Source organism: Martinezella tropici (genome assembly GCF_008370325.1).
Classification (GTDB): Bacteria; Pseudomonadota; Alphaproteobacteria; order Rhizobiales; family Rhizobiaceae; genus Rhizobium; species Rhizobium tropici_B.
In genome coordinates this window covers 377,709-403,647 of sequence record NZ_VNIP01000011.1, presented here as the reverse complement: position 1 = coordinate 403,647, position 25,939 = coordinate 377,709, and the positions used below count along the sequence as shown (strand labels likewise).

Sequence of the window (25,939 nt, the reverse complement as noted above, 5' to 3'; positions counted from 1 at the left end):
TTCAAGAGACGGCTTCCAATCGGTCGCTATAAATAGTATACCCCCCTATATTATAAATCGAGGCCGCAATGTCCCACACCATTCGCCAGCAAGCCAAGCTCTTGTCCCGCATCCGTCGCCTCAAAGGGCAGATGGAGGCGGTGGAGCGAGCGCTCGAGGCCGAACGGCCGTGTGGGGAAATCTTGCAACTCCTCGCCTCCATTCGTGGTGCTCTGACCGGGCTGACCGGGGAGGTTCTCGAGGATCATCTGCACGAACACGTGCTCCATGCAGAAAGTGAAGAGACCCGTCGTCAAGCGGTCGATGAGATTGCCGACGTGCTGAAGACCTATCTGCGGTGATGGGTTTCAGCGCATTCAACAGGAGACTGATGTCATGAGTATTTCCTCCGATGTGGGCCACAGCCATGTCTTTCTAGGCTCCGATCACCAGCGCAACGAACGCCGCATCTGGCTCGTCATCGCCCTGACCGCTGCCATGATGGTGGTCGAGATCGGCGCGGGCACGGCCTATGGCTCCATGGCGCTGATTGCCGACGGCTGGCACATGTCGACTCATGCCAGCGCCATGCTGATTTCGGCGCTTGCCTATCTCTATGCCCGCCGGCATGCGCATAATGCGCGCTTCACCTTCGGCACCGGCAAGCTCGGCGATCTCGCAGGTTTTGCCAGCGCCGTCGTACTGGCATTGATCGCGCTGATCATGGGCTGGGAGAGCATTCTGAGATTGCTCGATCCGGTGACGATCAATTTCCGGGAAGCTATCGCCATCGCAGTGGTCGGCCTTGTCGTCAATCTGGTCAGCGCATGGCTTCTGCGCGACGATCACAGCCATCATCATCACGGCCATTCCGGCCATGGTCACAGCCACGGTCACGCACATAATCATGACCATCATCACGACGATCACCATCATGACCATGACCACAACCATGGCCATGGCGACGGCAGGGACAACAATCTCCGTTCCGCCTATGTCCATGTCATAGCCGATGCGATGACCTCGGTTCTGGCGATCGTTGCCCTGCTGCTCGGCAGCCGTTTCGGCTGGACCTTCCTCGATCCCGCCATGGGCATCGTCGGTGGTCTTGTGATCTTGCAATGGGCATGGGGCCTGCTGCGCATGTCAGGTGCGGTTCTGCTCGACTTCATTCCACCGGGTGAAGACCTGCCTGATGAGATCCGTGAGGCGATCGAGACGGACGAAGACCGCATCACCGACCTGCATGTCTGGCAGGTCGGTCCCGGGCACCATGCCGCGATCGTCGCGGTTGCAACGCCCGTCTTGCGCGACCCGTCTTTCTATAAGGCCCGGCTTGCCGCTATTCATGAATTGTCGCACGTCACCGTTGAGGTCACGGTCGACAAGGCGGCATAAAATCCGCTAGCAATCGGTGAGGTCAGAGGCTTGCCATATTCCTCGCATAGCCCAAAATCTGCCCGATTCTGCTGGAGGCTTTTCGCATGCCCACATTGCTCACCCGCCGCCGCCTCATGGCGGGCTCGGCGCTGTTCCTTCCCGCGCTGATACTCGGCCCCCATGCGCTGTTCGCCCAGGATAGTGGTGCCTCATCACAGACACCCCCGGCAACGGATAATTCGGCGGCGCCTGCCGCCAATGGCCAGGGCATGGAAGGCGGCGGATCGCAGGACAGCTCGCAACTGTCCGACGATGTCGACAAACAGCTTACGGATCTTGAAAAGAAGACCGGCGGCCGCCTCGGCGTCTCCGTGCTGGACACCGAAACCAACATTTCCCTCGGCCATCGCGAGGAGGAGCGCTTCCCCCTTTGCAGCACCTACAAGGCGCTCGCCGTCGGCTTCGTGCTGGCGCGCGTCGATCAGGGAACGGAAAAGCTCGACCGTCGCGTCACCTACGGCAAGGACAAAGTGGTCACCTATTCGCCGGAGACCGAAAAGCATGTCGGCACCGATGGCATGACTGTCGCCGAGCTTTGCGGCGCGGCGATCACGCTAAGCGACAATACGGCCGGCAATCTGCTGCTTGAAAGCTTCGGCGGCCCTGCCGCCCTGACCTCCTGGCTGCGGACGACAGGCGACACCGAAACCCGCCTCGACCGCAACGAGCCCGATGTCAACCAGGCGATCAAGGACGACCCGCGCGATACGACGACGCCGGATGCGATGCTTGACAGCATCGGCCTCCTGACCCTCGGCAATACACTGTCGGAAACCTCCAGGGATCAGCTGGTCAACTGGCTGGTTGCCAACACCACGGGTAATAATCGCCTGCGCGCGGGCCTGCCGAAGGAGTGGAAGGTCGGTGACAAGACCGGCACCGGCAACAACGGCTCCTATGCCGATATCGCCGTGATCTGGCCACCCGATCGCGGGCCGATCCTGGTGACGACTTTCATTGCGGAGGCGACCGCATCCGCTAGGGATATTGAAGCGGTCTTTGCCGAGGTCAGCAAGATCGTTACCGGAATGGTCGGGCAATAACGAAACATATCAAACGAAAACAAAGGGATACGACAATGATGTGAATCAGGATCGTATCGCCTTCATGCAGTCTCGTAACTCCTTCAGACGATGGACAATGCCGAGGCGGCGCTGTCCGTTTCCTTGTCGCCATCTCCATCGCCGTCGGCATTGCCGACGCCAAGCTTCTGCTTGATCTCGGCGGCGATCTGGTCGTTGATCGCCTTCTGATCATCGGCCGACAACGCCTTGAAGGAATCTTCCGTCAGGCCGTGCGCTTCGAGATATTGTGCGCGGATCTTCTGCGCCGGCGTCATATTCGCCCATTTGGCAAACTCGTCCAAAATGTCCTGGTCGGATTGCCTGCTCGACGAGGCCGAGCTGCTGCCGGAAGTGCTCGTAGCCGACTGATCGTCGACGGAGTCCGTTGTGGAGGACGACGCCTGGCTGAGCTGGTTGAGCCAGAAGCCGGAGGAAATGGAGGAGGGGACGCCGCTGGACGAGATGGAAGGTCCCTGCGAATCTCTCTGCTGGTCGCCGCCATCGCTCAGTAGCGAGAATGTCGAGCTGTCGTCGCTGTCGCTGCTCTGTTGGCTGCGGATCGGCGTGCTGAAATAGTTCTGGGTGCTGTGGTGCACTTTCATCGTCATATCTCCCCATGGGTTGAGGAGACGATGACTCTGCAAGCATGCCCGGGGCTTATGCCCCCGGCTTTCTCAAGTGCCGCAGAAGGTCTGCAGCACGCGCTCGCTCGGCAGCGGAGGTTCGGCATAGGGTGCGAAGGCGGGCTGGTCTTCGTAGGGTGTGGCGAGCACCTTCAGCAACGCCTCGAACAGAGAAAAATCACCGTCTTCGGCGGCGGCTTCGATCGCTTGCTCGATTCGGTGATTGCGGGGAATGAAGGCCGGATTGACCCTGCGCATCGCTGCCGCGCGTGTCACTGGCGTTTGAGGATCGCGGCTAAGGCGCTCGCGCCAGCGTTCAAGCCACGGCGCCGCTGATTGCGGATTGCTGAACGTGGCGGCAAAATCGATGACGTCCTCATCCACGGCGAGGACGGCAAGCCGGCGAAACGCGAGCGTGAAATCCGCGCCCTGCTGCTGCATCGTCGCCAGCAGCGACTGGATCATCTCCAGATCGCCGTCATCCTCGCTCGCAAGGCCGATCTTGGCGCGCATGCCGGAAAGCCAATGGGCCTGGAAGCGCTCGCCATAGGCCTTGATGATGGTGTTCGCCAGCTCGATCGCCGTATCGACGGATGGATCGATCAGCGGGATGAGCGTCTCGCCGAGGCGTGCGAGGTTCCATTGGCCGATGGCCGGCTGGTTGGCATAGGCATAGCGGCCGTTGCGGTCGATGGACGAGAAGACGGTCGCCGGATCGTAGGCATCCATGAAGGCACAGGGACCGAAATCGATCGTCTCGCCCGAGACTGTCATATTGTCGGTGTTCATCACGCCGTGAATGAAGCCGACATGCAGCCAGCGCGCAATCAGCGCCGCTTGCCGCTCTGCCACAGCTTCCAGCAGTGCGAGATAGGGATTGGCGCGGTCTCTGATCTCAGGGTAGTGCCTGCTGATGACATGATCCGCCAGCGTCCTGACGCTTTCGATATCGCCGCGCGCGGCAAAGAACTGGAAAGTGCCGACGCGGATATGGCTCGCCGCCACGCGCGTGAAGATAGCGCCCGGTAGCACCTCCTCGCGATAGACAGGCTCTCCGGTCGTTACCGCCGCAAGCGCCCGCGTCGTCGGGATGCCGAGGGCGTGCATAGCCTCGCTGACGATATATTCGCGCAGGACCGGGCCGAGCGCGGCGCGCCCATCGCCGCGGCGGGAAAATGGCGTTGGCCCCGAACCCTTGAGCTGGATGTCGCGGCGCTTGCCGCTCCGGTCCTTGACTTCGCCGAGGAGGATCGCGCGGCCATCGCCGAGCTGCGGCACGAAATTGCCGAATTGATGGCCGGCATAGGCCATGGCGATCGGCCTCGATCCCGGCAGGAGCTCGTTGCCCGAAAAGATCGCCGCAGCGCTCTCTCTCAAGGCATCCACGTCTAGCCCGAGTTCCCGCGCCAGGGCCTCGTTGAACTTGATCAGCCTCGGTGCGGCAACCGGTGTCGGCGCCTGGTCCGCGAAAAACTGCGGAGGCAGGCGCGCATAGCTGTTGTCGAACTGAATCGGTGCTTGAAGTACCTGTGTTTCGGAAGGAAGAGAGCTCATGTTCCTAAGGTAGGACCGACACGCAGGCGGTGCAAGGCGCTTGCCTCGAGTAGGAAATCATCCCTACTTTATCCTACCGTATCTAGGGAGTTTGCTATGAATGAAAAGCTGAGCATTTCGCTCCCCAGTGAAATGGTGGCTGCGATCAAGGCTCGCGTCGATGCGGGCAGTTATTCCTCTACGAGCGAGGTGTTACGGGCCGCCGTGTGGGTCTGGCTGCGGGAAGAAGAGGAATATCAGCAACGGATCGCCGCGATCCGACAGAAGGTAAAGGCATCGCTCGATGACCCCAGGCCGAATGTGAGCCTGCAGGATATAGACGATTGGATCGAGACGCTGGCTGCCGAAAAACAATAACCGCATGAAGCGATATTCCGTCGTATTTCGCGAAACGGCTAAAGCGACTACGCAGCACTTGTGACACGTCCCTAACTCTCCTCCAGCTCCCGTGCCATCTCTGCAAGCTTGCGCACCGTATTGAGATTTCTCGCTGTTCCCGCCTTTAGCGCCGGCAGCTTTAGTTTCGAGCGTCCCGAGCCATCGGGATAGTGCACGTAGATTTCCCTGCCGGCGATATGCACCTCTTCGCCGCCGGGTGCGACGAGCTTGTCCAGTGCATCCTTCGGTGCGTTCTCCTGCAGGAAGGTCACCAGCAGGTAGTTCGGCTTGGCATGCGGGAAGGGCGAATGTTCCGCCACTCTTTCCAGAGCCTCGCGGCTGCGCAGGATCACGCCGGGAGACTTGCCCATTTTGGCCGTCAGCGCCCTTTCAAGCCGAGCCTGCACCGTTGCCTCGTCGTCGCCGGCGCGGAAGACGACGTTGCCGCTCTGGATGTAGGTGCGCACATCCTTGAAGCCGATCTCCTCGCAGAGTGCCTTGAGATCGGCCATGGACAGCATGCCGGTGCCGCCGACATTGACGGCACGCAGCAGGGCGACGAAGACGGTCATGGCTTCCTCCTGCCGTTCGGCTTACATTTTCCCGGCGACCTTGACGGCGAAGGCGTATTCGAAAGCCACTTCCTCCAAGCGCTGGAAGCGGCCCGAAGCGCCTCCATGGCCGGCATCCATGTTGGTCTTCAGTAGAATGGGTGCGTCGCTCGTCGTCTTCTCGCGCAGCCTGGCGACCCACTTCGCCGGTTCCCAATAGGTGACGCGCGGGTCGGTGAGGCCACCGAGCGCGAGGATCGGCGGGTAGGGCTTCTCGCCGACATTGTCGTAGGGGCTATAGGCGGCAATCTGCTCGTATTCTTGCTGGCTTTCGATCGGATTGCCCCATTCCGGCCATTCCGGCGGCGTCAGCGGCAGGGTGTCGTCGAGCATGGTGTTGAGCACATCGACGAAGGGCACGGCGGCGATGATGCCTGCGAATTTCTCCGGAGCCATGTTGGCAACGGCGCCCATCAGCATGCCGCCGGCCGATCCGCCCTCGGCAATGATCTTCGCGTAAGAGGTGAACTTCTCCTGATTCAAATAATCGGCGGCTGCGATGAAGTCCTTGAAGGTATTGGTCTTCTTTTCCATCTTGCCGTCTTCGTACCAGGCAAAGCCCTTGTCCTTGCCGCCGCGGATATGAGCGATGGCATAGACGAAGCCGCGATCGGCAAGCGACAGGCAATTGGTGTTGAAACCGGCCGGAATGGTAACGCCGTAGGCACCGTAGCCATAGAGAAGACAAGGCGCCGAGCCGTCGAGGGGCGTGTCCTTGCGATAAAGCAGCGTCACCGGCACCGTCTCACCGTCCCAGGCGGGCGCGAAGACGCGGCGCGTCACGTAGTCGTCTGGATTATGGCCTGAGGGCACTTCCTGCGTCTTCAGCAGGGTGCGCTCGCGCGTCACCATATTGTAGTCATAAAGCTGGCTCGGCGTCGTCATCGAGGAATAGGAGAACCGGATGACATCCGTGTCGTATTCCGCCGCACCCTGCAGGCCGAGCGCATAGGCTTCTTCTTCGAAGGCGATCGCATGCTCCTCGCCCGTACGACGGTCGCGGATGATGATGCGCGGCAGGCCGTCCTTACGCTCCAGCCAGAGCAAGTGGCGTGCATAGGCGAGATGGCTGAGGATCAGCGTGCCCGGCTTGTGGGGCACGACCTCGCGCCAGTTCTCCTTGCCCGGCTCGTTCGCCGGTGCCTCCATGATCTTGAAATCCTTGGCATCACCGTCATTGGTGAGAATGTAGAAGACGTCGCCGCCTTCGCTGATCTCGTATTCGATCTCAGTTTCGCGCTCCGCCACGATCTTCGGCTCGGCGGTCAGATCGGAGGTCGGGATGATGCGGTATTCGCTGGTCTCGTGATCGTGAATATCGATGAAGATGTAATCATCAAGCAGCGAACCGCCGACGCCCATGAAGAAGCCGGGGTCTTCTTCTTCATAGACAAGCCGGTCGTCTGATTGCGGCGTGCCGATGATGTGATGGAAGATCTTCGAGGGACGATGGTTCTCGTCCTGCAGCGTGTAGAAGAAACTCTTGCCGTCGGGCGCCCAGACGGCATCGCCGCCGGTGTTCTCGATCACGTCGGCAAGATCCTCGCCGGTCTCGAAATTGCGGATCTTCAGCGTGAAATATTCCGAACCCTTGTCATCATAGCCCCAGATGCCATGGCTGTGGTCGGAGGAATGGTCGAGGCCGGAAAGACGGAAATAGGACTTTCCTTCATTCTCCCTGTCGCCATTCAACAGCAGCTTGCGATCGCCGCCGTTGCGCGGCTCGCGGAAAAAATGGGGCTGCTCGCCTCCGGTGACGAAGAGCGTGCCGTAGGCATAAGGGCCGTCCTTCATCGGGATCGAGCTGTCATCCTCCTTGATGCGTCCCTTCATCTCGCCGAAGAGAACTTTCTGCAGCTCCTTCGTGTCCGCCATCGCGGCGTTCATGTAGGTGTTCTCAGCCTCCAGATGCGCCCGGATTTCCGGTGCCAGGATCGACGGATCCTTGAACATCGCCTGCCAGTTGTCGGCGCGCAGCCAAGCATAATCGTCGGTGCGGGCAATGCCGTGACGTGTATCCGTCAGAGGTTTTTTCTCGGCGACAGGTGGGGTGGGAAGATTTTTGAAAACTGGCACGGGAGCACTTTCTGTGGTGTGAAAGTCGAATGTGAAGAGAAGAGAGAAATAGAGGGCGCCGACCTTAGGTTCAAGCGTCAAGTCCGCTCCTCAAGCTTCATGCAAGCCGTCGTCATTAATCTCGATCGAACAGGCGGGCCTGGCGCGAATGGCGCGCTGCCTTGATGAGACCACATTCTTTATCGAAGTCGGCATACAGTGCGTCGACATGAAGGCGATCAAAACCTTCCCTCGATGGAACGGGCGCACTCAAAATCCAAAACAATGCAAGGGACCGGTCTTCATGCTGAAACTCTTCGCCATCCTTATTCCATTGGCCTCCGTCGCCACCTGCGCCTTCGCCGTCGATCCGGCCATAAAGAAGCAGTTGGAGAAACTCGATCCGTCGGAGCGGATGGAGCAGGCATGCGATGCCGAAGCCATGAAGCGTATCGGCACGGACAAGACAGGTTTCACGCCGGACAAGGTGATCGCCTATACTTTCGGCGATCCCGATATGAAGCCGGATGCCATGAATGCGCCCGGCGCGGTTTTCCGCAGCAAGGGTGACTGGTATCACCTCTCGTACGCATGTGTGACCGGCCCGCAGCATATTCATGTTCGTGATCTGAGCTACCAGATCGGCGACAAGGTGCCGCGCGACGCCTGGCAGCAACATTATCTCTACGACTGAGCGTTTCCGCCCCGCAAGACCGCCATGGCGACGACATTCCATCTTGATGTCGCTATCGCCCGATGCGATTGAACGCTATCGCCGTCTCTGGGACTCTGCGCGGGTCAGCTCTGACAGGATATGCTCCTGCACATCGATCGGTTGACGGCAGACGGCATCTGTCAGCTCGCGCAGCGTCGCCCTCAGGCTGTGAAGCTGATCCACCAGATCCATGACGACATCGACGCCGGGTTCGTTGAGACCCATTGCTCGATCGAGATCGAGGATCAGCTGGCCGCGCGCGATATCGGCTTCGCGAAAATTCCGGCCCTGATCCGTCTCTTCCGGCACCAGCCAGCCCTGTGAGATCCAGACTTCCAGCACGGTGGTCTCGATTTGGAGGTGCAGTCGAAACTCGCTCTCGTTCATCGCTTATCCTCCCATGGACTTTCTGGGATCTTGTGCCTTGCCCGCTTCCCATTCGGAAACGAAGCGCGTCAGTTCGGGATCCGGCGCCTCCGGCAGGACGACCTTCAAGGAGACATAGGCATCGCCGTTTTCCTTGCCGCGCACAGGTGCGCCCTTGCCCTTCAGGCGCAGCACCTTGCCGGTGTTGGAGTTCGGCGCGAGGGTGACGGTGACCGCGCCGGACGGCGTCGGAACGCGGACCTTGCCGCCGAGCACTGCTTCCGACAGCGAAATCGGCAGTTCCATCCGAATGTCGTCGCCATCGCGGGTATAGAAGCGATGCGGCCGGACATGCACCGCAATCAGCGCATCCCCGGCAGCCCCGCCGCCAAAGCCGGGATCTCCCTTGCCCTTGAGGCGAAGCGTCTGCCCGTCGCGGCTGCCGGGCGGGATCTGGACGTCGAGCGCCGGTCCATCGGGCAGGCTGATCTGTTTCTTCACGCCGTTGATGGCGTCAATGAAATCGACCTCCATCGTATAGTGACGGTCTTGACCCTGCATTTTCGTTTGGCCTTGGCTGCGCCGCGAGAAGAAGCTGGAAAATATGTCGTCGGCATCGCCGAAATCGGCAAAGCCGCCGGCATTCTGGTAGCGGCCGCGCTGGCCTTCGTTCGCTGCATAGTCACGATAATAGTTGCGCGGTGCCTGCTCGGCGCCGCTGCTGTCGATCTCGCCGCGGTCGAACCGCGCACGCTTCTCCTCATCGCCGACGATGCCGTAAGCTGCCGAGGCTTCCTTGAACTTGTCCTCGGCCTGCTTGTCGCCGGGGTTGAGATCGGGGTGCAGCTTCTTGGCAAGCTTGCGGTAGGCGCTTTGAATATCCTTTTGCGGAGCGTCCCGCTTTACGCCCAGAACTTCATAGGGATCGCGACTCATGCATGTCTCTCTTTGGGAGCAAGGAAAAATACGCAGATAGTGCTACGGCAACCTCAGATCAATCGTAGCATAGACGCAGCCTGGTTGAAGCCTGGACTTCGAGGCTTTCATGCCCGGCGCATTTGTGATGTGAAATGAGCTGAGCCGCGCCGGTTTGCCATATTTCCGGCGTGTTGCCGGATGATGGCGGCGTTGCAGCTGAAATGATCATCATTCGGCCGCTCGATTTCGTTTGTTTGATCCACCCGGTGGCTGCCTCGATGAAACGCCTGTTGCCAACATTAATGGTTCTGCTTGCCGCGCGAGCTGTCCTTGCCGCGCAGCCCGAGCAGCCGCCTGCCGGCTGGCCGCAATTGCCGGCGAAGGCGTTGGCCTCGAACACCAAGCTTGTCGAGCCGCACCTGCACGTCAATCGGGCGGGCAAAGGCGCGCCCCGCATCGCGCTCACCTTCGATGCCTGCATGGGCAAGACCGATCCGCGCATCCTGAGCACCCTTGTCGATCAGCGCATCCCGGCGACGATCTTCGTCACCGCGCGTTGGTTGCGCACCAATCCCGATGCGCTCGCCGTCTTCCTGGCCAATCCCGATCTCTTCGAACTGGAAAATCACGGGCAGAACCATATCCCGGCCATCGACATTCCGACCAAGGTTTATGGCATCCCCGCCGCCGGTTCGCCTCAGGCTGTCGCGCAGGAAGTCAAGGGCGGTGCCGATGCGATGATCGCGGCCGGGATTCCGCAGCCGCGCTGGTTCCGCGGCGCGACCGCGAAATATAGCCCTTCCGCCATCGCGCAGATCCGCGGCATGGGGTATCGGGTTGCCGGCTATTCGGTGAACGGCGACAGCGGCTCGCTGCTGCCGGCCAAGATGGTTGAAAAGCAATATGCCTCCGCCAAGGACGGCGACGTCATCATTTCCCACATCAACCAGCCGACGCATGCGGCGGGCGAGGGGGTCGCGGCCAGCATCCTTGCGCTGAAGGCGAAGGGCGTGGAGTTCGTTCGCCTGCAGGATATTCCCGAAAAGGGCGACGACGGCACGACGAATTGAGGGATTGAAGGGGTTAACCCGGCAATTGCGGCTGGGCCTTTTCCTCGATGAACAGCTCTTCGATGACGGTCATGACGATCAGCGACAGCGGCAGGGCCAGCATGGCGCCGACGGCGCCCCACATCCATGTCCAGAAGAGGATGGCAAGGAAGACGACGAAGGGATTGATCTCCCATTGGCGCCCCATGATCGCGGGAAAGACGATGTTTTCGACCGCCAGATGCACAGCGAAAAACGCGACGGCGGGCGCAAGGCCGAAGATGATGTCGGAATGCGTGACGATACCGGCAATCGCCAGCGCAATCGTTATCGTCGTGATTCCGAGGAATGGAATGAAGCTCGAAACGAAAGCGAAGACGCCCCATAGCACCGGCACGCTCATGCCGCCGACATAGGCAATAACGGTCATCGCAACGCCAATTCCGGCATAGATCAGCGAGGCTGTCGCAAAATAGAAGCCGAGCACCTGTTCCACAGCATTGAGAATCCTGATCGCGGTCAGCCGCGACGCGCGGGTGGAAAAGGCCAGAATGATCGTCCTGCGCAGGCTCACCCTGCCGGCAAGAAACAGCAGCAATGCCGCGAAGAAAATCAGGATTTGCACGATGGCCGGCGTCAGGTTTGCGGACACGACATGCAGGACGTTGCCGCTGTTTTCCAGCAGCGTGCTGATCGACATCGGACCGCCCTGAAGGCTTTCGGACGAAATATGCAGCCATTTGAACCGCTCGAGATAAGGCATCAGCCGGTCGGAGGTGCGCTGAAAGAAGTCCGGCGCTTCCTGGGCGAGCTTGGCGACCGGTCCGGCAAGCGCATTGATGACGAGGAAGATGACCAGCGCCACCGCCGAAGACAGGAGAATGGCGTTCAGGACGCGGGGCACGCCGAGTTTGCTGAGCTTCTCCGCCGCCAGCCCGAGGATCATGCCGACGACGACCGCGAGCGTCACTGGGATGAGGACCAGTGACATCATGTAGACACCGGCCAAAGCCAGGATGAGGAAGATGCCTATGGTCGCCCAGGATGCGGCGATATCAAGCCTGCCGCGCATCGATCCGTGGGATATGTCGAAAACACTGTCCTCGTCGCGCTCATCTTGAGATGTGTTGCGTTCTGCGTCGGCCCTGCCTTCGCGTGTAACCGTTGTTTCCGATCGCGTGGTGACGATTTTGTCGACTTCCATGCCTTGCAGATTCCCGAAGGCACAATCGCCTCTCTACTCAAACGCGAAAAGCCCGTTCCGGTTCCGCAACGGGCTTAGGCAATGGTGATTCAGGCGGATCAAGCGATCAGGTTCAGTCCGATACCCCAGGGATCGCGCAGCGAAACGCCGCCGTCGCGTTTCTCGGTCTTGATCTCATGCTGCTCCAGGGCGGAGACGGCCGTGTCGAGCGCAGACTTGTCGTTGAAGCGCAGCGTGTAGTCGGAAAGGCCGGTCATATGTTCGGAACGCAGACCGGCGCCGCGGCTGTTCCAGGTATTGGCACCGAGGTGGTGGTGGTAGCCGCCGGTCGCGAGGAAGGTCGCGCCGGGATAGCGTGCGGCCATCACCTTCATGCCGAGCACGTCGCGGTAGAAGGCGTTGGCTTCCGCCACATCGCCCACCTGCAGATGGATATGGCCGATGGCCGACCCTTCGGCCATGCCCTCCCAGCGATCCTGCGGGGCGCTTTCGTAGAGTTTCTGCAGATCGAGCCGGAGCGTGGCCATCTCGACAGTACCGTCGTCATGGAAGGTCCATGCCCCATGCGGCCGGTCGGCATAGATCTCGATGCCGTTGCCCTCGGGGTCGGAGAGATAGATGGCTTCGCTGACGACATGGTCCGATGCGCCTTCCAGCACGACATTGTTTTGGGCGGCATGGCGAAGCCAGCGCGCCAGCTCGACGCGGCTCGGCATCAGGAAGGCTGTATGGAAGAGGCCTGCGGCGGTCTTCGGCGCGCGCGTCGCAGCCCGATCCGTCGTCAGTGTCAGCAGGGGATGGCCGGCAACGCCCAAGACCTCGCCGCTCGCCGTCTTCTCGATCACCTTCAGGCCGAGCATATCCTGATAGAAGCGCGACACCTGCGGCAGGTCGGTGACGACAAGGTGCGACTGGCCGACATAAGCGGGACGGGTCAGAGCGTAGGAAGGGGTGGTTTCGGTCATAGGGTCAGTTCCAACCTCGATACTTTTAAAAAGGCAACCGGCGTTGGCGGCAATGGACCGCCGGGGGCGGGTGGAGGGTTTGCCGGTTGATATGCCTCTTTGGATATCCTCTGGCCCGCTGTACTTGCATCCAGATATGGCGGATTTCGATTGTTCACAGAAGCCTATAAATTGCGGATTGAGCGTTCGCTTTCCATTGACGGATGGGACGGGAGGCCTGTTTACGAAGATTGATCGATGCGCTCGTTTGGCACAGTTGCTTCCTCATCGCCCCGGTGCAAAGATCGATTTCGGACGGAAACGGAACCGAACTAAATGACTGAGTACAGGGGCATCCGTTGGGCCTATGATCGCTATGAAATTATCGCCGACAGCATCGTCAATGGTGTCGGCGTCGTCTTTGCATTGATCGGCGCGACCGTATTGATCTTCTATGCGACGGTGTGGAGCTCCCACGGAGGAATTGCGGCGGCCTGGATCTATGGGGTCGGCCTGGTGCTGACGCTCGGAATGTCCTTCACCTATAACCTCTGGCCGGTGTCGAAGACGAAATGGTTTCTCCGGCGTTTCGACCACTCCTTCATTTATGTCCTGATCGCCGCCACCTACACGCCCTTTCTCGAGCGGGGAGCTGAAGACCCGCTGCTGCTCGGCGTGCTGATCGCCGTCTGGGTCTTCGCTGCCTTCGGCATCATCCTGAAGTGTCTGTTTCCGGGGCGCTACGACCGATTGGCGATCCTGCTCTACCTCGCCATGGGTTGGAGCGGCATCCTTGTCGCCAAGCCGGTTTCCATGCATATCCCATTCGCCTCGATGCTGCTCATCGTCATCGGCGGTGTGATCTACTCGCTCGGCGTGATCTTTCACGTCTGGGAAAAGCTGCGTTTCCAGAATGCCATCTGGCATGGCTTTGTCATCGCCGCGGCCGCCGTGCATTATTCGGCGGTGCTGACCTGCTTCAGCCTGTCACCGGAAAGCTTTTGACGATCTCAGCCGTCGGCGTGCACTTTCTGGTCGAGCGCAGGCTGCGCACCAGGCGCATGACAATGGCGTCGTAGCGCTGCATATCCGTTTTCGAATAGTCCATCTGGAAGAAGGCGGCCGCCCCGTTGCAGAGCGCGACGCCGCGAACATAGACGATGCGTCCTTGCCTGGTGCCTGAAAAGCTGATGCCGCGCGAGTTCGATTTGGAATAGGAGATCTTCCAGCCGTCGTCTTTCGCCAGTGCCACGCGCCCATTCGCTTCCGAGGTAAAGTCACCATTGGCGATCATCGTGCCGAAAACCTGCAGCGTCGCCGAGCGGTCCGCCGGCGACAGCGAAAGCCGATCGGTATCGCCGGAAGGAGCTGCGAGATGGAATTCCGGCGGCAGCTCAATCGCATAGCCGAGACCTGCATTGTCATAGGACCGCCAATCCGCGGCAAAGGCCGAGGCGGGGGAAAGAAGCAGGAGAGCGATCAGGCGGACGAGCATTGCGGTTCCTGGGAGGCGGGATCTGCAAACCGATCAAGAATAACGCATTTTTCGGCGAAAATTTCATAGCGATTGCAGGTGCGAGCATAAATTAGCGCCAATTCGTTACAGCTTCATTGCGAGCTATGCGTAATTGGCGGTTTGTCTGGTCCCACTGCCTGCGGTTCGCGAAGCTGCCACGGTTCCAGACGTTTGCAACTTCTGCAGGCCGCCGTTTCAAAAACCGATTTCAGTGGTTTACCTCCAGTTTTCCTTTTCCAGGGCTTGAGGCGATGTGCCCTTTCGCCTATCCCTTCAATTAAGCTCCGGTATTGACGGAATCGATGATCATTCAGCAAAGGGGGGAACATGGCCGCCGCCACCGCGGGCCTGACATTCCTGGCACTATGCCTGCCCTTTCTCGGTGCATTGATCGCGCCCGTCGCTGTTCGGTGGCTAGGTCATAATGCGGCCTGGCCGTTGGCGTCGCTTCCAGCGCTCGCCTTCCTTCATTTCGCGGGTTTCCTTCCTGCAACCGCAGCCGGGCAGGTTGAATTGGGCGGCTTCGATTGGGTGCCAAGCCTCAATCTGCGGTTTTCCTGGCTGATCGACGGTCTGTCGCTGACCTTCGCCCTGCTCATCACCGGCATCGGTGCGCTGATCGTCCTCTACACCGGCGGCTACCTGAAGGGGCATGCGGATCTCGGGCGCTTCTTCTCCTTCATCTTCCTCTTCATGGGCTCGATGCTCGGTCTTGTCGTCTCGGATAGCTTCCTGACGCTCTTCGTCTTCTGGGAACTGACCTCGATTACCTCCTTCCTACTGATCGGTTTTGATCATCAGCGCGAAGCCTCGCGCCGGGCGGCGCTGCAGGCGCTGGTCGTGACCGGGGGCGGAGGGTTGCTCCTGCTGGCCGGCCTGCTATTGCTTTGGCAGATAACCGGGATCGCCGCGATGTCCGATCTATTGAAAGCCGGCGATCTCGTGCGTGCGAGCCCGCTCTATCTTGCGGCTCTGATCCTGGTGCTTGGCGGCGCCTTCACCAAATCGGCGCAGTTTCCGTTTCATTTCTGGCTGCCGAATGCCATGGAAGCGCCGACTCCTGTTTCGGCCTACCTTCACTCGGCAACCATGGTGAAGGCGGGCGTCTATCTTGTGATGCGGCTCAATCCCGTCCTCGGCGGTACGATGGCCTGGCAGACCATCCTTCCGCTTTTTGGTGCCGCCACGCTGCTCGTCGGAACCCTGCTTGCCATCCGCCAGACCGATCTGAAGCTGAAGCTTGCCTATACGACGGTTTCCTCGCTCGGCCTGCTTGTCATGCTCACCGGCTTCGGCACGGACTATGCCGTCGAAGCAGCTGTCCTCTATCTGGTGGCGCATTCGCTGTTCAAGGGTGCCCTTTTCATGGTCGCCGGCATCGTCGATCATGAGACGGGAACGCGCGACATCACCCGTCTGGGCGGCCTGCGCTCGGCCATGCCGCTGACCTTTGCCGCCGCTCTGGTTGCGGCGGTGTCGATGGGCGGCCTGCCGCCGGCTTTCGGTTTCTTGGCCAAGGAAGAGATCTATGCCGCGCTGGCGCAGGCATCGCCGGCCGCGATCATCCTGACGATCATCGCCGTGGCCGGCAACGCGCTGATGTTCGCCATTGCCTTTGCCGTGGCGCTGAAGCCCTTCATCGGGCCGCTGACCGAGACGCCACGCCATCCGCATGAAGCGCCGCCCTTGCTTTGGCTCGGGCCGGTCACGCTTGCCTTGCTCGGCATCGCTTCGGCCTTGTTCGCAGCCTTATGGCACGCTTATGTCTCCTCACCGATGGCAAGCGCCGTCAGCGGCAAAGGTTTACAGATCGCGGTTTCGCTGGCGCCGCATATCGGCGTGCCTTTGGCACTCTCCATCGTGACCGTGCTGATCGGCATCCTTGTCTATTGGCAGCTAGACCGCGCCCGTTTTTTCATGTCCGTTGTCCTGCGGATGCTGGGACGAGGGCCGGACCGCGGCTTCGACGGGTTCATCTCCGGCCTGGTGTGGCTGTCGCATGCGGTATCGCGCGTGCTGCAGCCCGGGCGGCTGGAAATCTACGTCACCGTCACCTTTCTCTGCCTTGCGGCGATGCTGCTGATCCCCCTCGTGATCCACGGTGAATTGCCTCATGTGCCTGCCTGGCCGAACCTGCAATGGCACGAGGCGGCGATCTTCCTGATCGCCATCATCGGTGTTGCCGCAGTCGTTTTTGCGCGGGACCGGCTGACGGCCATCGTTTCGCTCGGCATTCAGGGTTTTGCCGTCGCCGTCATCTTTCTCTTGTTCGGCGCACCGGATCTGTCCTTCACGCAGTTCATGGTCGAGACCCTTTCGGTCGTGATCCTGGCCCTGGTGATGACGCGCCTGCGCCTCTCGCCTTCGGATCGCCGGCCGCCGCTCGCCAGGGTCGCTCATGCCGTGTTGGCGATGGCCTGCGGCATAGGCTTTGCGCTTCTGCTGCTGAAGGCGACCCAAGCGCCGTTCGATCTGACGCTGACGGCCTTCTTCAACCAATATTCGAAGCTGATCGCGCATGGCGACAATGTGGTGAATGTCATCATCGTCGATTTCCGCGGCACGGACACGCTCGGCGAGATTGCCGTGGTCGCCATGACCGGCCTTGCAATCCTGGCGCTGATCCGCATCCGTGCCGGCGGCGAGCGCAAGCTTGCGGCCAACGATCCCGATCTCGAGGAGAAGGCCGGTCTCGGCGAAAGGATGGAGGCCGAGCGCTCGTGAATACGCTGATCTTCCGCACCGCCGCGCCGTTTCTGACTGCCCTGATGCTGCTCTTTTCCGTTTTCGTGCTGCTGCGCGGTCATAACGAACCCGGCGGCGGCTTTATCGGCGGCCTCATCGCAGCTTCGGCGCTGGCGATTTACGGCATTGCCTGTGGCGTCACGGCGGTCCGGCAAGCCATCATTTTTCATCCGCTGGCGATTGCCGGCTTCGGTCTGCTGGCGGCGACCCTTGCCGGCTTTCTGTCCGTCTTTTCCGGCGTGCCGTTCATGACCGGTCTTTGGATCTATCCGTATCTCTTCGGCGTCGAGGTGCCGCTTTCGACCGTTATGCTCTTCGATATCGGTGTCTATCTGGTGGTTGTTGGAGCCATCACCTCGATCGCGCTGGCGCTCGAAGAACGGGAGGCGGATTGATGGAGGCCGTCTTTGCCCTCGTCGTCGGCCTCTTCTTCGCTGCCGCGATCTATCTGATGCTGTCGAAATTCTCGATCCGTATCATGCTTGGCATCGCCATTCTCGGCAATGCCGTCAACCTTCTGCTTTTTACCGCCGGCCGCGTCACGCCCGAAGTGCCCCCCATCATCCAGAAAGGGGCGAGCACACTCGACAATGCAGCCGCCAATCCGCTGCCGCAGGCATTGATCCTGACGGCGATCGTCATCTCTTTTTCGTTCCTCGCCTTTCTGCTTGTCCTGACCTACCGCGCCTATCAGGACCTGAAGACCGACAACACCGGCGAGATGCTGGTGGCCGAACCGGACGAGCGGCCGCTGCCGCCCTTGGGATACTGACGCGATGGCCGGCCCAACCGATATGCCTGTCGATCTTTCCGCTGCGCTGGTCGCGGCACCCGTGCCTGTGGGACATTGGCTTGTCATCCTGCCGGTCGCCTTGTGCATCGGGCTCGGTGCCATTCTGCTGATGTTGCGCAACCGTACCGAATGGCATGCCGCGATCGCTATTCCCGGTCTTGTATTGCTGGTGCTTATCGACGCCGCCTTGCTCTACAAGGTCGTCAGCGAAGGCGCCGTGACAATGGTCATGGGACGATGGCTGCCGCCTTTCGGCATCGCCTTCAGCGTCGATATTTTTGGCGCGCTCATGGCCCTGACCGCGGCCATCGTTGCCCTGTTGGCGAGTTTCTACTCGCTCGGCGAAATCACCACGAGCGGCCGGCGATACGGTTTCTTCCCTTTCCTGATGCTGCTGCTGGCTGGCGTCAGCGGCGCTTTCCTGACGGGCGACGTCTTCAATCTCTATGTCTGGTTCGAGGTGCTGCTGATCTCGTCCTTCGGTCTGCTGATCCTCGGTTCGGAGCGTGAGCAGATCGATGGCGCATTGAAATATGTCGTCCTCAATCTCATCGCCACCACGCTATTCCTCGTCTCCGTCGGCTATCTTTACGCCATCTTCGGTACGCTCAACATGGCCGATATCGCCATGAAGGCGAGAGCGGGTGAGAGCAATGCGCCGCTGACGACCTTGGCAGGCCTGTTCCTGCTGGCCTTCGGCATGAAGGCGGCGGCCTTCCCGGTGAATTTCTGGCTCCCGGCTTCCTATCACACCCCCCGCATCACCGTTTCGGCGCTCTTCGCCGGCCTGCTGACCAAGGTCGGCATCTATGCGCTCATCCGGGTTTTGGTCATGCTGCTGCCTGTCGAGCGGGCGGGGCTCGGTCCGCTGATCACGGTTATCGCCATCGCGACCATGCTCGTCGGGGTGATGGGTGCGCTCGGCGCAAACGATGTCAGGCGCATGCTGGGCTATATCGTCATATCGGGCATCGGCACGATGCTGGCGGGCGTTGCCCTCGGCAATGCCGATGGCCTCAGCGGGGCGATCTTCTATGCGCTGCATTCGATGGTGTTGATGACAGCGCTTTATCTGCTTGCAGGGCAGGCGGCCCGGCTCGGCGGCAGTTTTTCACTCACGGCTCTCGGCGGGCTCTATCGGCGAAGCGGCTGGTTTGCCGGCCTCTCGCTGGTGCTCTTCTTCGCCATCAGCGGGTTGCCGCCCTTTTCGGGCTTTTGGCCCAAGGTCGTACTGGTGAAGGCTGCGCTCGCAACGGGCGCCTGGTGGCTCGCCGCAACAATCCTGCTGGCCGGTTTCCTGACAACGATCGTTTTTGGGCGGGTGTTCCTACTTGCTTATTGGCGACCTGCGGCGGGCGACGGCATGGCGGCGGAGCCGATCAGGTGGCAGGCCGCTTTGCCGCTTCTTGCTCTTTCGCTGCTTGTTATCGGTTTCGGCCTGTTTCCGGAACGGCTCCTGCACCTGACCCAGGCGGCCGCTGCCGGCCTCGAGCAGCCATCGGCCTATTTGCACTCCGTCTTTCCCGCGGCAGGAGGCGCTCAATGATCCTCTTCATCTTCAATCTGCTGCTTGCCATCGTCTGGGTTGCCGTAACCGGTAGTGCCTCCTTCATCAATCTGGTCTTCGGCTTCGTCCTTGCGGCGATTGCGCTCGCGATCGTGCGATCGTCCTACGGAGGCGTACTCTATCTCGGTCGGGCTCGCCGCATCCTCGCGCTCTTGGTGCTGTTCATAGGCGAGCTGGCAAAGTCCGTCTGGGCCGTTGCCGTGGCCGTCATGAGCCCCAGGATCGATGTGAAGCCCGGGATTTTCGCCTTTCCCCTGACGGTCGACCGCGATTTTGAAATCACGCTGCTTGCCAATCTCATCACGCTGACGCCGGGCACGTTGTCGGTCGACGTTTCCGATGACCGCAAGATGCTCTATGTCCACGCGCTCGATTGCTCCGATCCGGAAACCATCAAGCGCGGCATCGCCGACGGCTTCGAGCGCCGCATCATGGAGGCTTTCCGATGATGGCCGCATCCGTCGTGTCGGCGGCAGCAATGGTGGCGCTGGGCATACTGAGCATCGCCTTCCTGTTTACCGTCTATCGCGTGGTTGCCGGCCCGACATTGCCGGATCGGGTTCTGGCGCTCGATATGCTGGTGGCGATCGCCATCGGCTTCATTGCCGTCATTGCCATCAAGACTGGCTTCACGCTTTACATCGATATTGCCATTTCGCTGGGCCTTGTCGGTTTCCTCGCCACCGTCGCCTTCGCCCGGTTCATCCTGACGCGGGCGCAATCCGATATTTCGAACCGGCATGCCACGCGCCCGGAAACTATTGGCGCTTCCGAAAGCAAGAAGACGCGCAAGCGGGACAAGCCGAAGAAAGGAGGGCGCTGATGGATTTGCTTTGGGCTGTCCTGGTCGCCGTGCTTCTATTGGCCGGCGCATTGTTCTCGCTTATTGCCGCCATCGGCATTGTTCGCCTTCCCGATCTCTACAGCCGCATGCATGCAGCATCGAAGGCGGGCACGGTGGGTTCCGGCCTATTGCTACTTGCGGTCGGTATTCATTCGCAAGATCTGTCGATATTGGCGCGGGCGCTGGCCGGATTTGTCTTTTTCGTATTGACCGCACCGATTTCGGCACATCTTCTTGCGCGTGCGGCGCATAAGGCGGGGCATCGCTTAATCGCGCCTTCGGTACGCGATGAATTGCTGCGGCATGGGCAGTTCACGAAACGCGGGAATGGAAAAAAGGGCTAACAAACGCAGAAATTGTTAATGAAGGAATATCTGTTCGCGTTATTAGTTATCCATTTTTTAGTAGATGAATTTTTTGCGAAGAAATGTTGGGATTAAAAACTGGACATTTGGGTAAAGAGTGCTAATTCAGATTCAAGTAGAGTTCTGATGTTAAGTTAGTCTCGACCGGGTTTAAGCTCTCAATGCTTTTATCTTTCTTTGATACAAAGCTGAGCAAAACTTAGTTCCGATCAGCGATTAGAGATCGCTATCGTGGTCGCTAATTCTGATATCAGGCGGCAAGAGGCGGTTTTCCCTCGTATGAAGTCTAGGGGTGGATTTCATGCGATAAGAAATGTGGCGTTATGCACCGTTTTCTTGCTGATGGCTGCTACGAATACGAGCAATACGTTTGTGCGATTGCTCGGCGCTGGGAAACTCCGGGATCAGCAGATTTCCGAAGCCAGGCGCAGATTATACAGCAACGCTGTGCCCTGCGCTCTCTTTTGGGGCGCGGCGCGGCAAGCAAGCCGATGAACAGGAGAACACAATGACAGATGCGGCCCTTGGCAACGGGCAGGAGTTACTGGTTGAACTGACCGCCGACATCGTTGCGGCCTATGTCAGCAACCATGTCGTACCGGTCAGCGACCTTCCGAACTTGATTTCCGACGTACATTCCGCCTTGAGCAACACCTCGGCTCCGGCTCCAGCCGTAACCGTGGTCGAAAAGCAGAAGCCGGCCGTATCCGTTCGCAAATCCGTGCAGGATGATCAGATCACCTGCCTGGAATGTGGCGGCAGCTTCAAGTCGCTGAAGCGCCATCTCATGACCCATCATGGTCTTTCGCCGGAAGAATATCGCGAGAAGTGGGATCTGGCTGCCGACTACCCGATGGTAGCACCGGCCTATGCGGAAGCCCGTTCGCGCCTTGCAAAGGAAATGGGCCTCGGCCAGCGCCGCAAGCGCGGCAGCCGCTGAGAGCTTCATCGCTGAACCAAAGAAAAACCCGGCTTTCGAGCCGGGTTTTTGTCTATGGATGCTTTAAATTCGAGCCTATGCCGCGGCTCTGACGCGGGCTTCCTCGCGGATGCGCTTGATCATCGACCTGAGCCCGTTGGCGCGCTGCGACGAGAGATGCTCCACGAGACCGATCTTACCGAAGACGTCGAGCGCATCGAGCGCAGCGATTTCAGAGGCGGACTTGCCTGAATAGGTCGCCATCGCGATCGCCACCAGCCCTCGCACGATATGGGCGTCGGAATCGCCTTCGAACGTCAAGATCGGGTTCTCGGGATCGCCGGACGCATGCGTGACGAGCCAGACCTGGCTGGCGCAGCCCTGCACCTTGTTTTCCAGCGTGCGCTTCTCTTCCGGCAGATCGGGCAATGCCTTGCCGAGTTCGATCACGTAGCGATAGCGATCCTCCCAGTCGTCCAGGAAGGAAAAGTCGTCGATGATCTTTTCAAGCGATGCCATTGCAATGATCCAGATTGCCCGTGTGCCTTGGATATAGGCGAAGTGACAGGCGATTTGAACCCGTGGCAAAAAAGAACGCCGCTGACCACGGGCAGGTCACGGCGTTCAGGCTGGGCCAATGGAGGAAGCGTTAGTGCAATTCCAAGAAAAGTGCGCGGCGACTTTCCGTCCGGAATTGTGTAAAAACAAGAAGATAGAGCGTTTTTGCGATTCGAAGAAAAGCGGAAATGCACTAGATACGCGGGCGCGGCATCGGCAGCGGAACGGAGGATGGCAGCCGGACCGTGCCGGTAACGACCACATCGGCGTCGGTCACCCGCTTGGCCGGCATCGGCTGGGTCATGGCGGCGACCTGATCGGCGCTTGCGTGAGCCGATGCGGCATCAGCGGATGCATTTGCGGGCTGATCCTTGAAGTGGCGGCCGAGCATGTCGTAGGCGACGCGGGCGCCGTCGCCAACCTGATATCCGAGCGCGGTCAGCGTTTCGCCTCCCTTTACGCAGACATCTGGCTTCTCGGTGCACATGGCGCCGACATATTGAACGACGCCCGAGGCGGCCGAAATCGCGTCGGAAACCTGCACCGCCGGTTCGCCTGCCGGTCGCGGATCACCCTGAGGCTTTGCGAAGATCGGCAGGAACATGAGAACCAGCGAAAACCAGAACCCTGCTCTAATCAGAAACCACATTGCCTTGCCCATCCTCTCTGTCGTTCGGCCCGGAGGCCGATTCGGACTTGCCTGTCCGATCTGCTTCGAAGCCTATCCGGCAGAGGACAACAGCGCTTTTCAAAACTCGGCGGCATTTTCCGCTAATTTGATTCAAATTTTAGCTTTCCGGCTTTGAGCAGCATTTGGTTCAAATTGTAGCGATTGATGTTAAGCATGTCTCGCCCGATGCCGTTGATATGCAGGGCTTTGCGGCTTCAGCCCTTAATACAAAAGTTAACGCGCGCTGGAAATACGAATAAAATCCGTTGCTTACCCGCTGTTAACCACAAAAAACAAAGGTCCTGCATTCTGCGCCAAAACGGGATTTTGGAGCCTTTTGGACCATCCGGCGCGTTCCTTCTTTATTCTTTCCTTAAGCCCGCAAGGCCTATTGTGCAGTCCAATAAGTGACCGTTTTGACGGGTTGTAGTGTGCGTGTATTGAGTGACATGGCTGTCGGGGTTGGGGCCTTCGTAGACCGGGTGGGCGGAAGCTGGCTCTCCCGGACGAGCGGGAATGGCGAAGTCCATGGACAGGAGCTGGCGATCCTTCGTCGGCTTGCGCTCGTCTCCTCGGTTGCCCTCTTTGCTGTTCCCGTGGGCCTCTCTTTCGTTACCAGCCCGGCCGTAGCTCTGCCCGCCGGTGTCGCCACGGTCTGCGCCGCTTTCCTGTTTTCGGCGGTCGGCAGCATTGCGCTGTCGCGTCAGCGACCGTCGTCGCTTCCTGCGGAGGCCGTCGTCGTCGAGCATCGCGACCTGATGCTGGAAGCCGCTTTCGGCTTGGTACTGCTGCTTGATCCGCAAGGAAACGTGACGACCATCGGCGGCCGGGACCGTATCGAATTTCTGAGCTGGATGCGTGATCCGACGGGCCGCGGCTTCGTCGAGCAAATCCACGTCTCGGACCGCATCATCTTCTTGCAGGCGATCGATGTGCTTCGTCAGGGCAGGGATTCTTACGGCGCCGATCTGCGCCTGGAACGTTCCGCTGTTGTCGGCAACGACGCGCAGTTCGTCCATATCCGCATGGAATTGACGGCGCGCCGCGATGGCGAGGGGCGCTTGACGGCGATCGTCAGCCAGCTGCGCGACATCTCTCAAGATCAGCAGCTTCGTGAAGATGCAGCCCGCAAGACTGCGGAGGCGGAATCGGCCAACGACGCGAAATCGCGTTTCCTTGCCGCTGTCAGCCATGAACTGCGCACGCCGCTCAATGCGATCCTGGGCTTCTCCGACATCCTCAGCGGAGAATATTTCGGCAAGCTCGAAAACAACCGACAGCGTGAATATGTCGGCCTGATCCGCCAGTCGGGCGCGCATCTGCTTTCGGTCGTCAACACCATGTTAGACATGAGCAAGATCGAGGCGGGCCGCTACGAATTGCTGCTCGAATCCTTCTCGATCGAGGAATCCATCGCGACATGCGAAGCGATGCTAGGCTTGCAGGCCAAGGAGAAGGGTCTGACTTTGACGAGCCGCATCCAGCGCGGTCTCGGAGAGATCGTTGCCGATCAGCGTGCCATCCAGCAGATCCTCATCAACCTTGTCGGCAATGCCATCAAATTCACCGACGCGGGCGGCGCGATCACCATCGATGCGGCATTGACCGATGGCATGCTGAAGCTGTCGATCGGCGATACGGGGATTGGCATCGCAAGCGAGCGGCTGGCCTCCCTCGGTCAGCCTTTTGTGCAGATCCAGAACGACTATACGCGCCGATATGCCGGTACCGGTCTCGGCCTGTCGCTGGTCAAGGGCCTCGTCGGCCTGCACGGCGGAAGCTTTTCCATCGCCAGCGCACCAGGTGAGGGCACGGTGATCACTATCCTGATCCCGTTTGACGGCTCGGGGGTCGTGGCGATGCAACAGCCTGTGGATGCCAATCGGCCCGTCGATTTTCCGCCACGCCTGAAACATACAACGGAGACGAACGAAGGGCGAAACAAGGAAGGGATGAATGGCCCCGCAAAAGCGAAAATCGCCTAAGGGAAGAGGAAAGGGCAGGCGCAAGCAGCCCGGCCTCGCTTCTCGTGGAGCGGTTGCCCTGGGCAGCCTGAGCCTGCGCGGCAGTACTGCGCTGGGTGGCCTCGGCCTTCGCGGTGTGGGAGCGCTCGCCGGTCTGATTGGCAGCGCGGTCGGTCGTCATCCCGTCATCGCCGGCGGTGTGGCGCTCTTCTTCGGCGTTTTCGGCTTCGTAACCGCGAACGCACTTTGGTACCAGACCGGCGCACATCCATCGCCCATGCTGCGCACCCGCGATCCCGGCTCGCCCTATCAGATTCCCGGCCGCAGATCGTTCCTGCATGCACAGCAGGCCGACGCCGGCAACGTCACGACATTCCGGATAGAACGGCAGGATTCGGCTTCCGATCCCGCTACATCCGCGTCAGGCGGCCAGGTAGCGAGCCGACCCGCGGCGCAGACATCCGCCGCTCCGTCGAAGCTGATTGCCGATGTGCAGGCGGAACTTATCCGCCATGGGCTTTATGATGGCGTTGCCGACGGGAAGCCTGGGTCGCGTACGACATCAGCCATTCTCTTCTTCCAGGAGGCCTCGGGCCTGGCGCAGACCGGCGTACCGACGCCGGAGCTTCTTACGGCCCTGAAGGCAAGCAGTGTTGCCGACGCGACTCCGGCCGGCGGTAGGGCAGGAGCCGCCGCCGTACCTTTCGAACGTCCTGTCAACGTGTCCACCGCCGCAGGCGCTGTCGATCCGGTTGCCGCTGCCATTCAGAATGCGGAGAAGAATTTGAAGACCGGTGCCGTCGCGGTAAACGCTGCCCCGAACGATGCGGTCAACAAGGTCAACCTGGTCATGCAGATCCAGAAAGGCCTGAGCAACATCGCCTACAGCAATGTCAGCATTGACGGCGTTGCCGGGGAACAAACCAAGGCGGCCATTCGCCGCTTCCAGAAGCACTACCGTCTGCCGGAGACCGGCGAGCCGAACATGGCGGTGCTGAAAAAACTGCAGGATATCGGCGCGCTCTGAGGCTTACCGAGAGCCTATCTGCAAACTCCGCGTGTCAATGCACTTCCGAGCCGACTTGAATTGCGCTGGTT

Annotated in this window: 28 protein-coding genes; 17 read left to right on the top strand and 11 right to left on the bottom strand. The window is 60.1% G+C overall.

The genetic code is table 11. The features are described from left to right. Window positions 1-68 precede the first annotated feature (68 nt). The 3 genes from dmeR to bla all read left to right on the top strand — a co-directional run bounded on the left by dmeR (window position 69) and on the right by bla (window position 2,462). Window positions 69-341: a Ni(II)/Co(II)-sensing transcriptional repressor DmeR gene (dmeR, locus tag FP026_RS22830; protein ID WP_149636866.1), complete on the top strand. Its 273-nt coding sequence runs from the start codon at window positions 69-71 to the stop codon at window positions 339-341. Window positions 342-375: 34 nt separating this feature from the next. After that, a complete protein-coding gene (gene dmeF / locus FP026_RS22825) occupies window positions 376-1,377 on the top strand; it encodes a CDF family Co(II)/Ni(II) efflux transporter DmeF (RefSeq protein WP_149636865.1) in 1,002 nt (333 codons plus the stop codon). An 86-nt stretch (window positions 1,378-1,463) separates the two neighbouring features. Beyond that, on the top strand, window positions 1,464-2,462 hold the full coding sequence (gene bla / locus FP026_RS22820; RefSeq protein WP_149636864.1) for a class A beta-lactamase: 999 nt from the start codon (window positions 1,464-1,466) through the stop codon (window positions 2,460-2,462). Window positions 2,463-2,545: 83 nt separating this feature from the next. Here bla and FP026_RS22815 read toward each other — a convergent pair whose 3' ends face one another. Together FP026_RS22815 and FP026_RS22810 are read right to left on the bottom strand one after the other, a co-directional pair. Then, on the bottom strand, window positions 2,546-3,085 hold the full coding sequence (locus tag FP026_RS22815; protein ID WP_149636863.1) for a hypothetical protein: 540 nt from the start codon (window positions 3,083-3,085) through the stop codon (window positions 2,546-2,548). A gap of 72 nt (window positions 3,086-3,157) precedes the next feature. Continuing rightward, window positions 3,158-4,660, bottom strand: a complete 1,503-nt coding sequence (locus FP026_RS22810) for a protein adenylyltransferase SelO (RefSeq protein ID WP_149636862.1) — start codon at window positions 4,658-4,660, stop codon at window positions 3,158-3,160. Window positions 4,661-4,756: 96 nt separating this feature from the next. On the opposite strand from FP026_RS22810, the gene FP026_RS22805 reads away from it, so the two are divergent. After that, window positions 4,757-5,017 carry a ribbon-helix-helix domain-containing protein gene (locus FP026_RS22805; RefSeq protein WP_149636861.1) on the top strand — a complete coding sequence of 87 codons (261 nt, stop codon included), beginning with the start codon at window positions 4,757-4,759 and terminating at the stop codon, window positions 5,015-5,017. Window positions 5,018-5,088: 71 nt separating this feature from the next. On the opposite strand, the gene FP026_RS22800 is transcribed toward FP026_RS22805, so the two are convergent. Together FP026_RS22800 and FP026_RS22795 are read right to left on the bottom strand one after the other, a co-directional pair. After that, entirely contained in the window at window positions 5,089-5,610 is a 522-nt protein-coding gene (locus tag FP026_RS22800) for a DUF1697 domain-containing protein (protein ID WP_149636860.1), read from the bottom strand. A gap of 21 nt (window positions 5,611-5,631) precedes the next feature. Beyond that, window positions 5,632-7,725 carry a S9 family peptidase gene (locus tag FP026_RS22795; RefSeq protein ID WP_149637180.1) on the bottom strand — a complete coding sequence of 698 codons (2,094 nt, stop codon included), beginning with the start codon at window positions 7,723-7,725 and terminating at the stop codon, window positions 5,632-5,634. A gap of 283 nt (window positions 7,726-8,008) precedes the next feature. Here FP026_RS22795 and FP026_RS22790 point away from each other — a divergent pair, with 283 nt between their 5' ends. Next, window positions 8,009-8,398 carry a DUF930 domain-containing protein gene (locus tag FP026_RS22790; RefSeq protein WP_149636859.1) on the top strand — a complete coding sequence of 130 codons (390 nt, stop codon included), beginning with the start codon at window positions 8,009-8,011 and terminating at the stop codon, window positions 8,396-8,398. A 75-nt stretch (window positions 8,399-8,473) separates the two neighbouring features. Here FP026_RS22790 and FP026_RS22785 read toward each other — a convergent pair whose 3' ends face one another. Together FP026_RS22785 and FP026_RS22780 are read right to left on the bottom strand one after the other, a co-directional pair. Continuing rightward, the gene (locus FP026_RS22785) at window positions 8,474-8,806 is read right to left on the bottom strand and encodes a chaperone modulator CbpM (RefSeq protein WP_149636858.1); all 333 of its coding nucleotides are present in this window, start codon (window positions 8,804-8,806) and stop codon (window positions 8,474-8,476) included. A gap of 3 nt (window positions 8,807-8,809) precedes the next feature. Then, window positions 8,810-9,721, bottom strand: coding sequence for a DnaJ C-terminal domain-containing protein (locus tag FP026_RS22780; RefSeq protein ID WP_149636857.1), 912 nt, complete (start codon window positions 9,719-9,721; stop codon window positions 8,810-8,812). Window positions 9,722-9,981: 260 nt separating this feature from the next. Between FP026_RS22780 and FP026_RS22775 the strand changes: the two genes are divergently transcribed. Beyond that, the gene (locus FP026_RS22775) at window positions 9,982-10,773 is read left to right on the top strand and encodes a polysaccharide deacetylase family protein (RefSeq protein WP_149636856.1); all 792 of its coding nucleotides are present in this window, start codon (window positions 9,982-9,984) and stop codon (window positions 10,771-10,773) included. Between the two features lie 13 nt (window positions 10,774-10,786). Here the strand turns inward: FP026_RS22775 and FP026_RS22770 are convergent, their stop codons facing one another. Further along, entirely contained in the window at window positions 10,787-11,956 is a 1,170-nt protein-coding gene (locus FP026_RS22770) for an AI-2E family transporter (RefSeq protein ID WP_149636855.1), read from the bottom strand. A gap of 98 nt (window positions 11,957-12,054) precedes the next feature. Continuing rightward, window positions 12,055-12,921: a VOC family protein gene (locus tag FP026_RS22765; protein WP_149636854.1), complete on the bottom strand. Its 867-nt coding sequence runs from the start codon at window positions 12,919-12,921 to the stop codon at window positions 12,055-12,057. A gap of 315 nt (window positions 12,922-13,236) precedes the next feature. Here FP026_RS22765 and trhA point away from each other — a divergent pair, with 315 nt between their 5' ends. Next, window positions 13,237-13,905 (top strand): PAQR family membrane homeostasis protein TrhA, encoded by a 669-nt coding sequence (gene trhA / locus FP026_RS22760; protein WP_149636853.1) that lies wholly within the window; start codon window positions 13,237-13,239, stop codon window positions 13,903-13,905. Here the strand turns inward: trhA and FP026_RS22755 are convergent. Beyond that, complete coding sequence (locus FP026_RS22755) at window positions 13,880-14,395, bottom strand: hypothetical protein (protein WP_149636852.1); 516 nt, start codon at window positions 14,393-14,395, stop codon at window positions 13,880-13,882. The two genes, trhA and FP026_RS22755, sit on opposite strands and share 26 nt — an antisense overlap. Window positions 14,396-14,743: 348 nt before the next feature. Here FP026_RS22755 and FP026_RS22750 point away from each other — a divergent pair, with 348 nt between their 5' ends. The 8 genes from FP026_RS22750 to FP026_RS22715 all read left to right on the top strand — a co-directional run bounded on the left by FP026_RS22750 (window position 14,744) and on the right by FP026_RS22715 (window position 21,670). Continuing rightward, entirely contained in the window at window positions 14,744-17,140 is a 2,397-nt protein-coding gene (locus FP026_RS22750; RefSeq protein WP_149636851.1) for a putative monovalent cation/H+ antiporter subunit A, read from the top strand. Further along, window positions 17,137-17,556 (top strand): Na+/H+ antiporter subunit B, encoded by a 420-nt coding sequence (locus FP026_RS22745; protein WP_149636850.1) that lies wholly within the window; start codon window positions 17,137-17,139, stop codon window positions 17,554-17,556. The genes FP026_RS22750 and FP026_RS22745 overlap by 4 nt, the downstream gene beginning before the upstream one ends. Then, window positions 17,556-17,933, top strand: coding sequence for a Na+/H+ antiporter subunit C (locus FP026_RS22740; RefSeq protein ID WP_149636849.1), 378 nt, complete (start codon window positions 17,556-17,558; stop codon window positions 17,931-17,933). Before FP026_RS22745 ends, FP026_RS22740 begins: the two co-directional genes overlap by 1 nt. Before the next feature lie 4 nt (window positions 17,934-17,937). Next, on the top strand, window positions 17,938-19,500 hold the full coding sequence (locus tag FP026_RS22735) for a Na+/H+ antiporter subunit D (protein WP_149636848.1): 1,563 nt from the start codon (window positions 17,938-17,940) through the stop codon (window positions 19,498-19,500). Further along, window positions 19,497-19,970, top strand: a complete 474-nt coding sequence (locus FP026_RS22730; RefSeq protein WP_149636847.1) for a Na+/H+ antiporter subunit E — start codon at window positions 19,497-19,499, stop codon at window positions 19,968-19,970. The genes FP026_RS22735 and FP026_RS22730 overlap by 4 nt, the downstream gene beginning before the upstream one ends. After that, on the top strand, window positions 19,967-20,344 hold the full coding sequence (locus tag FP026_RS22725; protein WP_149636846.1) for a cation:proton antiporter: 378 nt from the start codon (window positions 19,967-19,969) through the stop codon (window positions 20,342-20,344). The genes FP026_RS22730 and FP026_RS22725 overlap by 4 nt, the downstream gene beginning before the upstream one ends. After that, window positions 20,341-20,709 carry a monovalent cation/H(+) antiporter subunit G gene (gene mnhG, locus FP026_RS22720; protein WP_149637179.1) on the top strand — a complete coding sequence of 123 codons (369 nt, stop codon included), beginning with the start codon at window positions 20,341-20,343 and terminating at the stop codon, window positions 20,707-20,709. The genes FP026_RS22725 and mnhG overlap by 4 nt, the downstream gene beginning before the upstream one ends. 529 nt (window positions 20,710-21,238) lie before the next feature. Next, window positions 21,239-21,670 (top strand): MucR family transcriptional regulator, encoded by a 432-nt coding sequence (locus FP026_RS22715; protein WP_047627360.1) that lies wholly within the window; start codon window positions 21,239-21,241, stop codon window positions 21,668-21,670. Between the two features lie 75 nt (window positions 21,671-21,745). On the opposite strand, the gene FP026_RS22710 is transcribed toward FP026_RS22715, so the two are convergent. Then, complete coding sequence (locus tag FP026_RS22710) at window positions 21,746-22,168, bottom strand: SufE family protein (protein ID WP_149636845.1); 423 nt, start codon at window positions 22,166-22,168, stop codon at window positions 21,746-21,748. A 232-nt stretch (window positions 22,169-22,400) separates the two neighbouring features. Next, on the bottom strand, window positions 22,401-22,856 hold the full coding sequence (locus FP026_RS22705; RefSeq protein ID WP_149636844.1) for a DUF5330 domain-containing protein: 456 nt from the start codon (window positions 22,854-22,856) through the stop codon (window positions 22,401-22,403). A gap of 470 nt (window positions 22,857-23,326) precedes the next feature. Here FP026_RS22705 and FP026_RS22700 point away from each other — a divergent pair, with 470 nt between their 5' ends. Both FP026_RS22700 and FP026_RS22695 read left to right on the top strand, forming a co-directional pair. Next, window positions 23,327-24,862: a sensor histidine kinase gene (locus FP026_RS22700; protein ID WP_188112658.1), complete on the top strand. Its 1,536-nt coding sequence runs from the start codon at window positions 23,327-23,329 to the stop codon at window positions 24,860-24,862. Further along, window positions 24,834-25,868, top strand: a complete 1,035-nt coding sequence (locus tag FP026_RS22695) for a peptidoglycan-binding domain-containing protein (protein WP_149636842.1) — start codon at window positions 24,834-24,836, stop codon at window positions 25,866-25,868. Before FP026_RS22700 ends, FP026_RS22695 begins: the two co-directional genes overlap by 29 nt. Window positions 25,869-25,939: the final 71 nt, after the last annotated feature.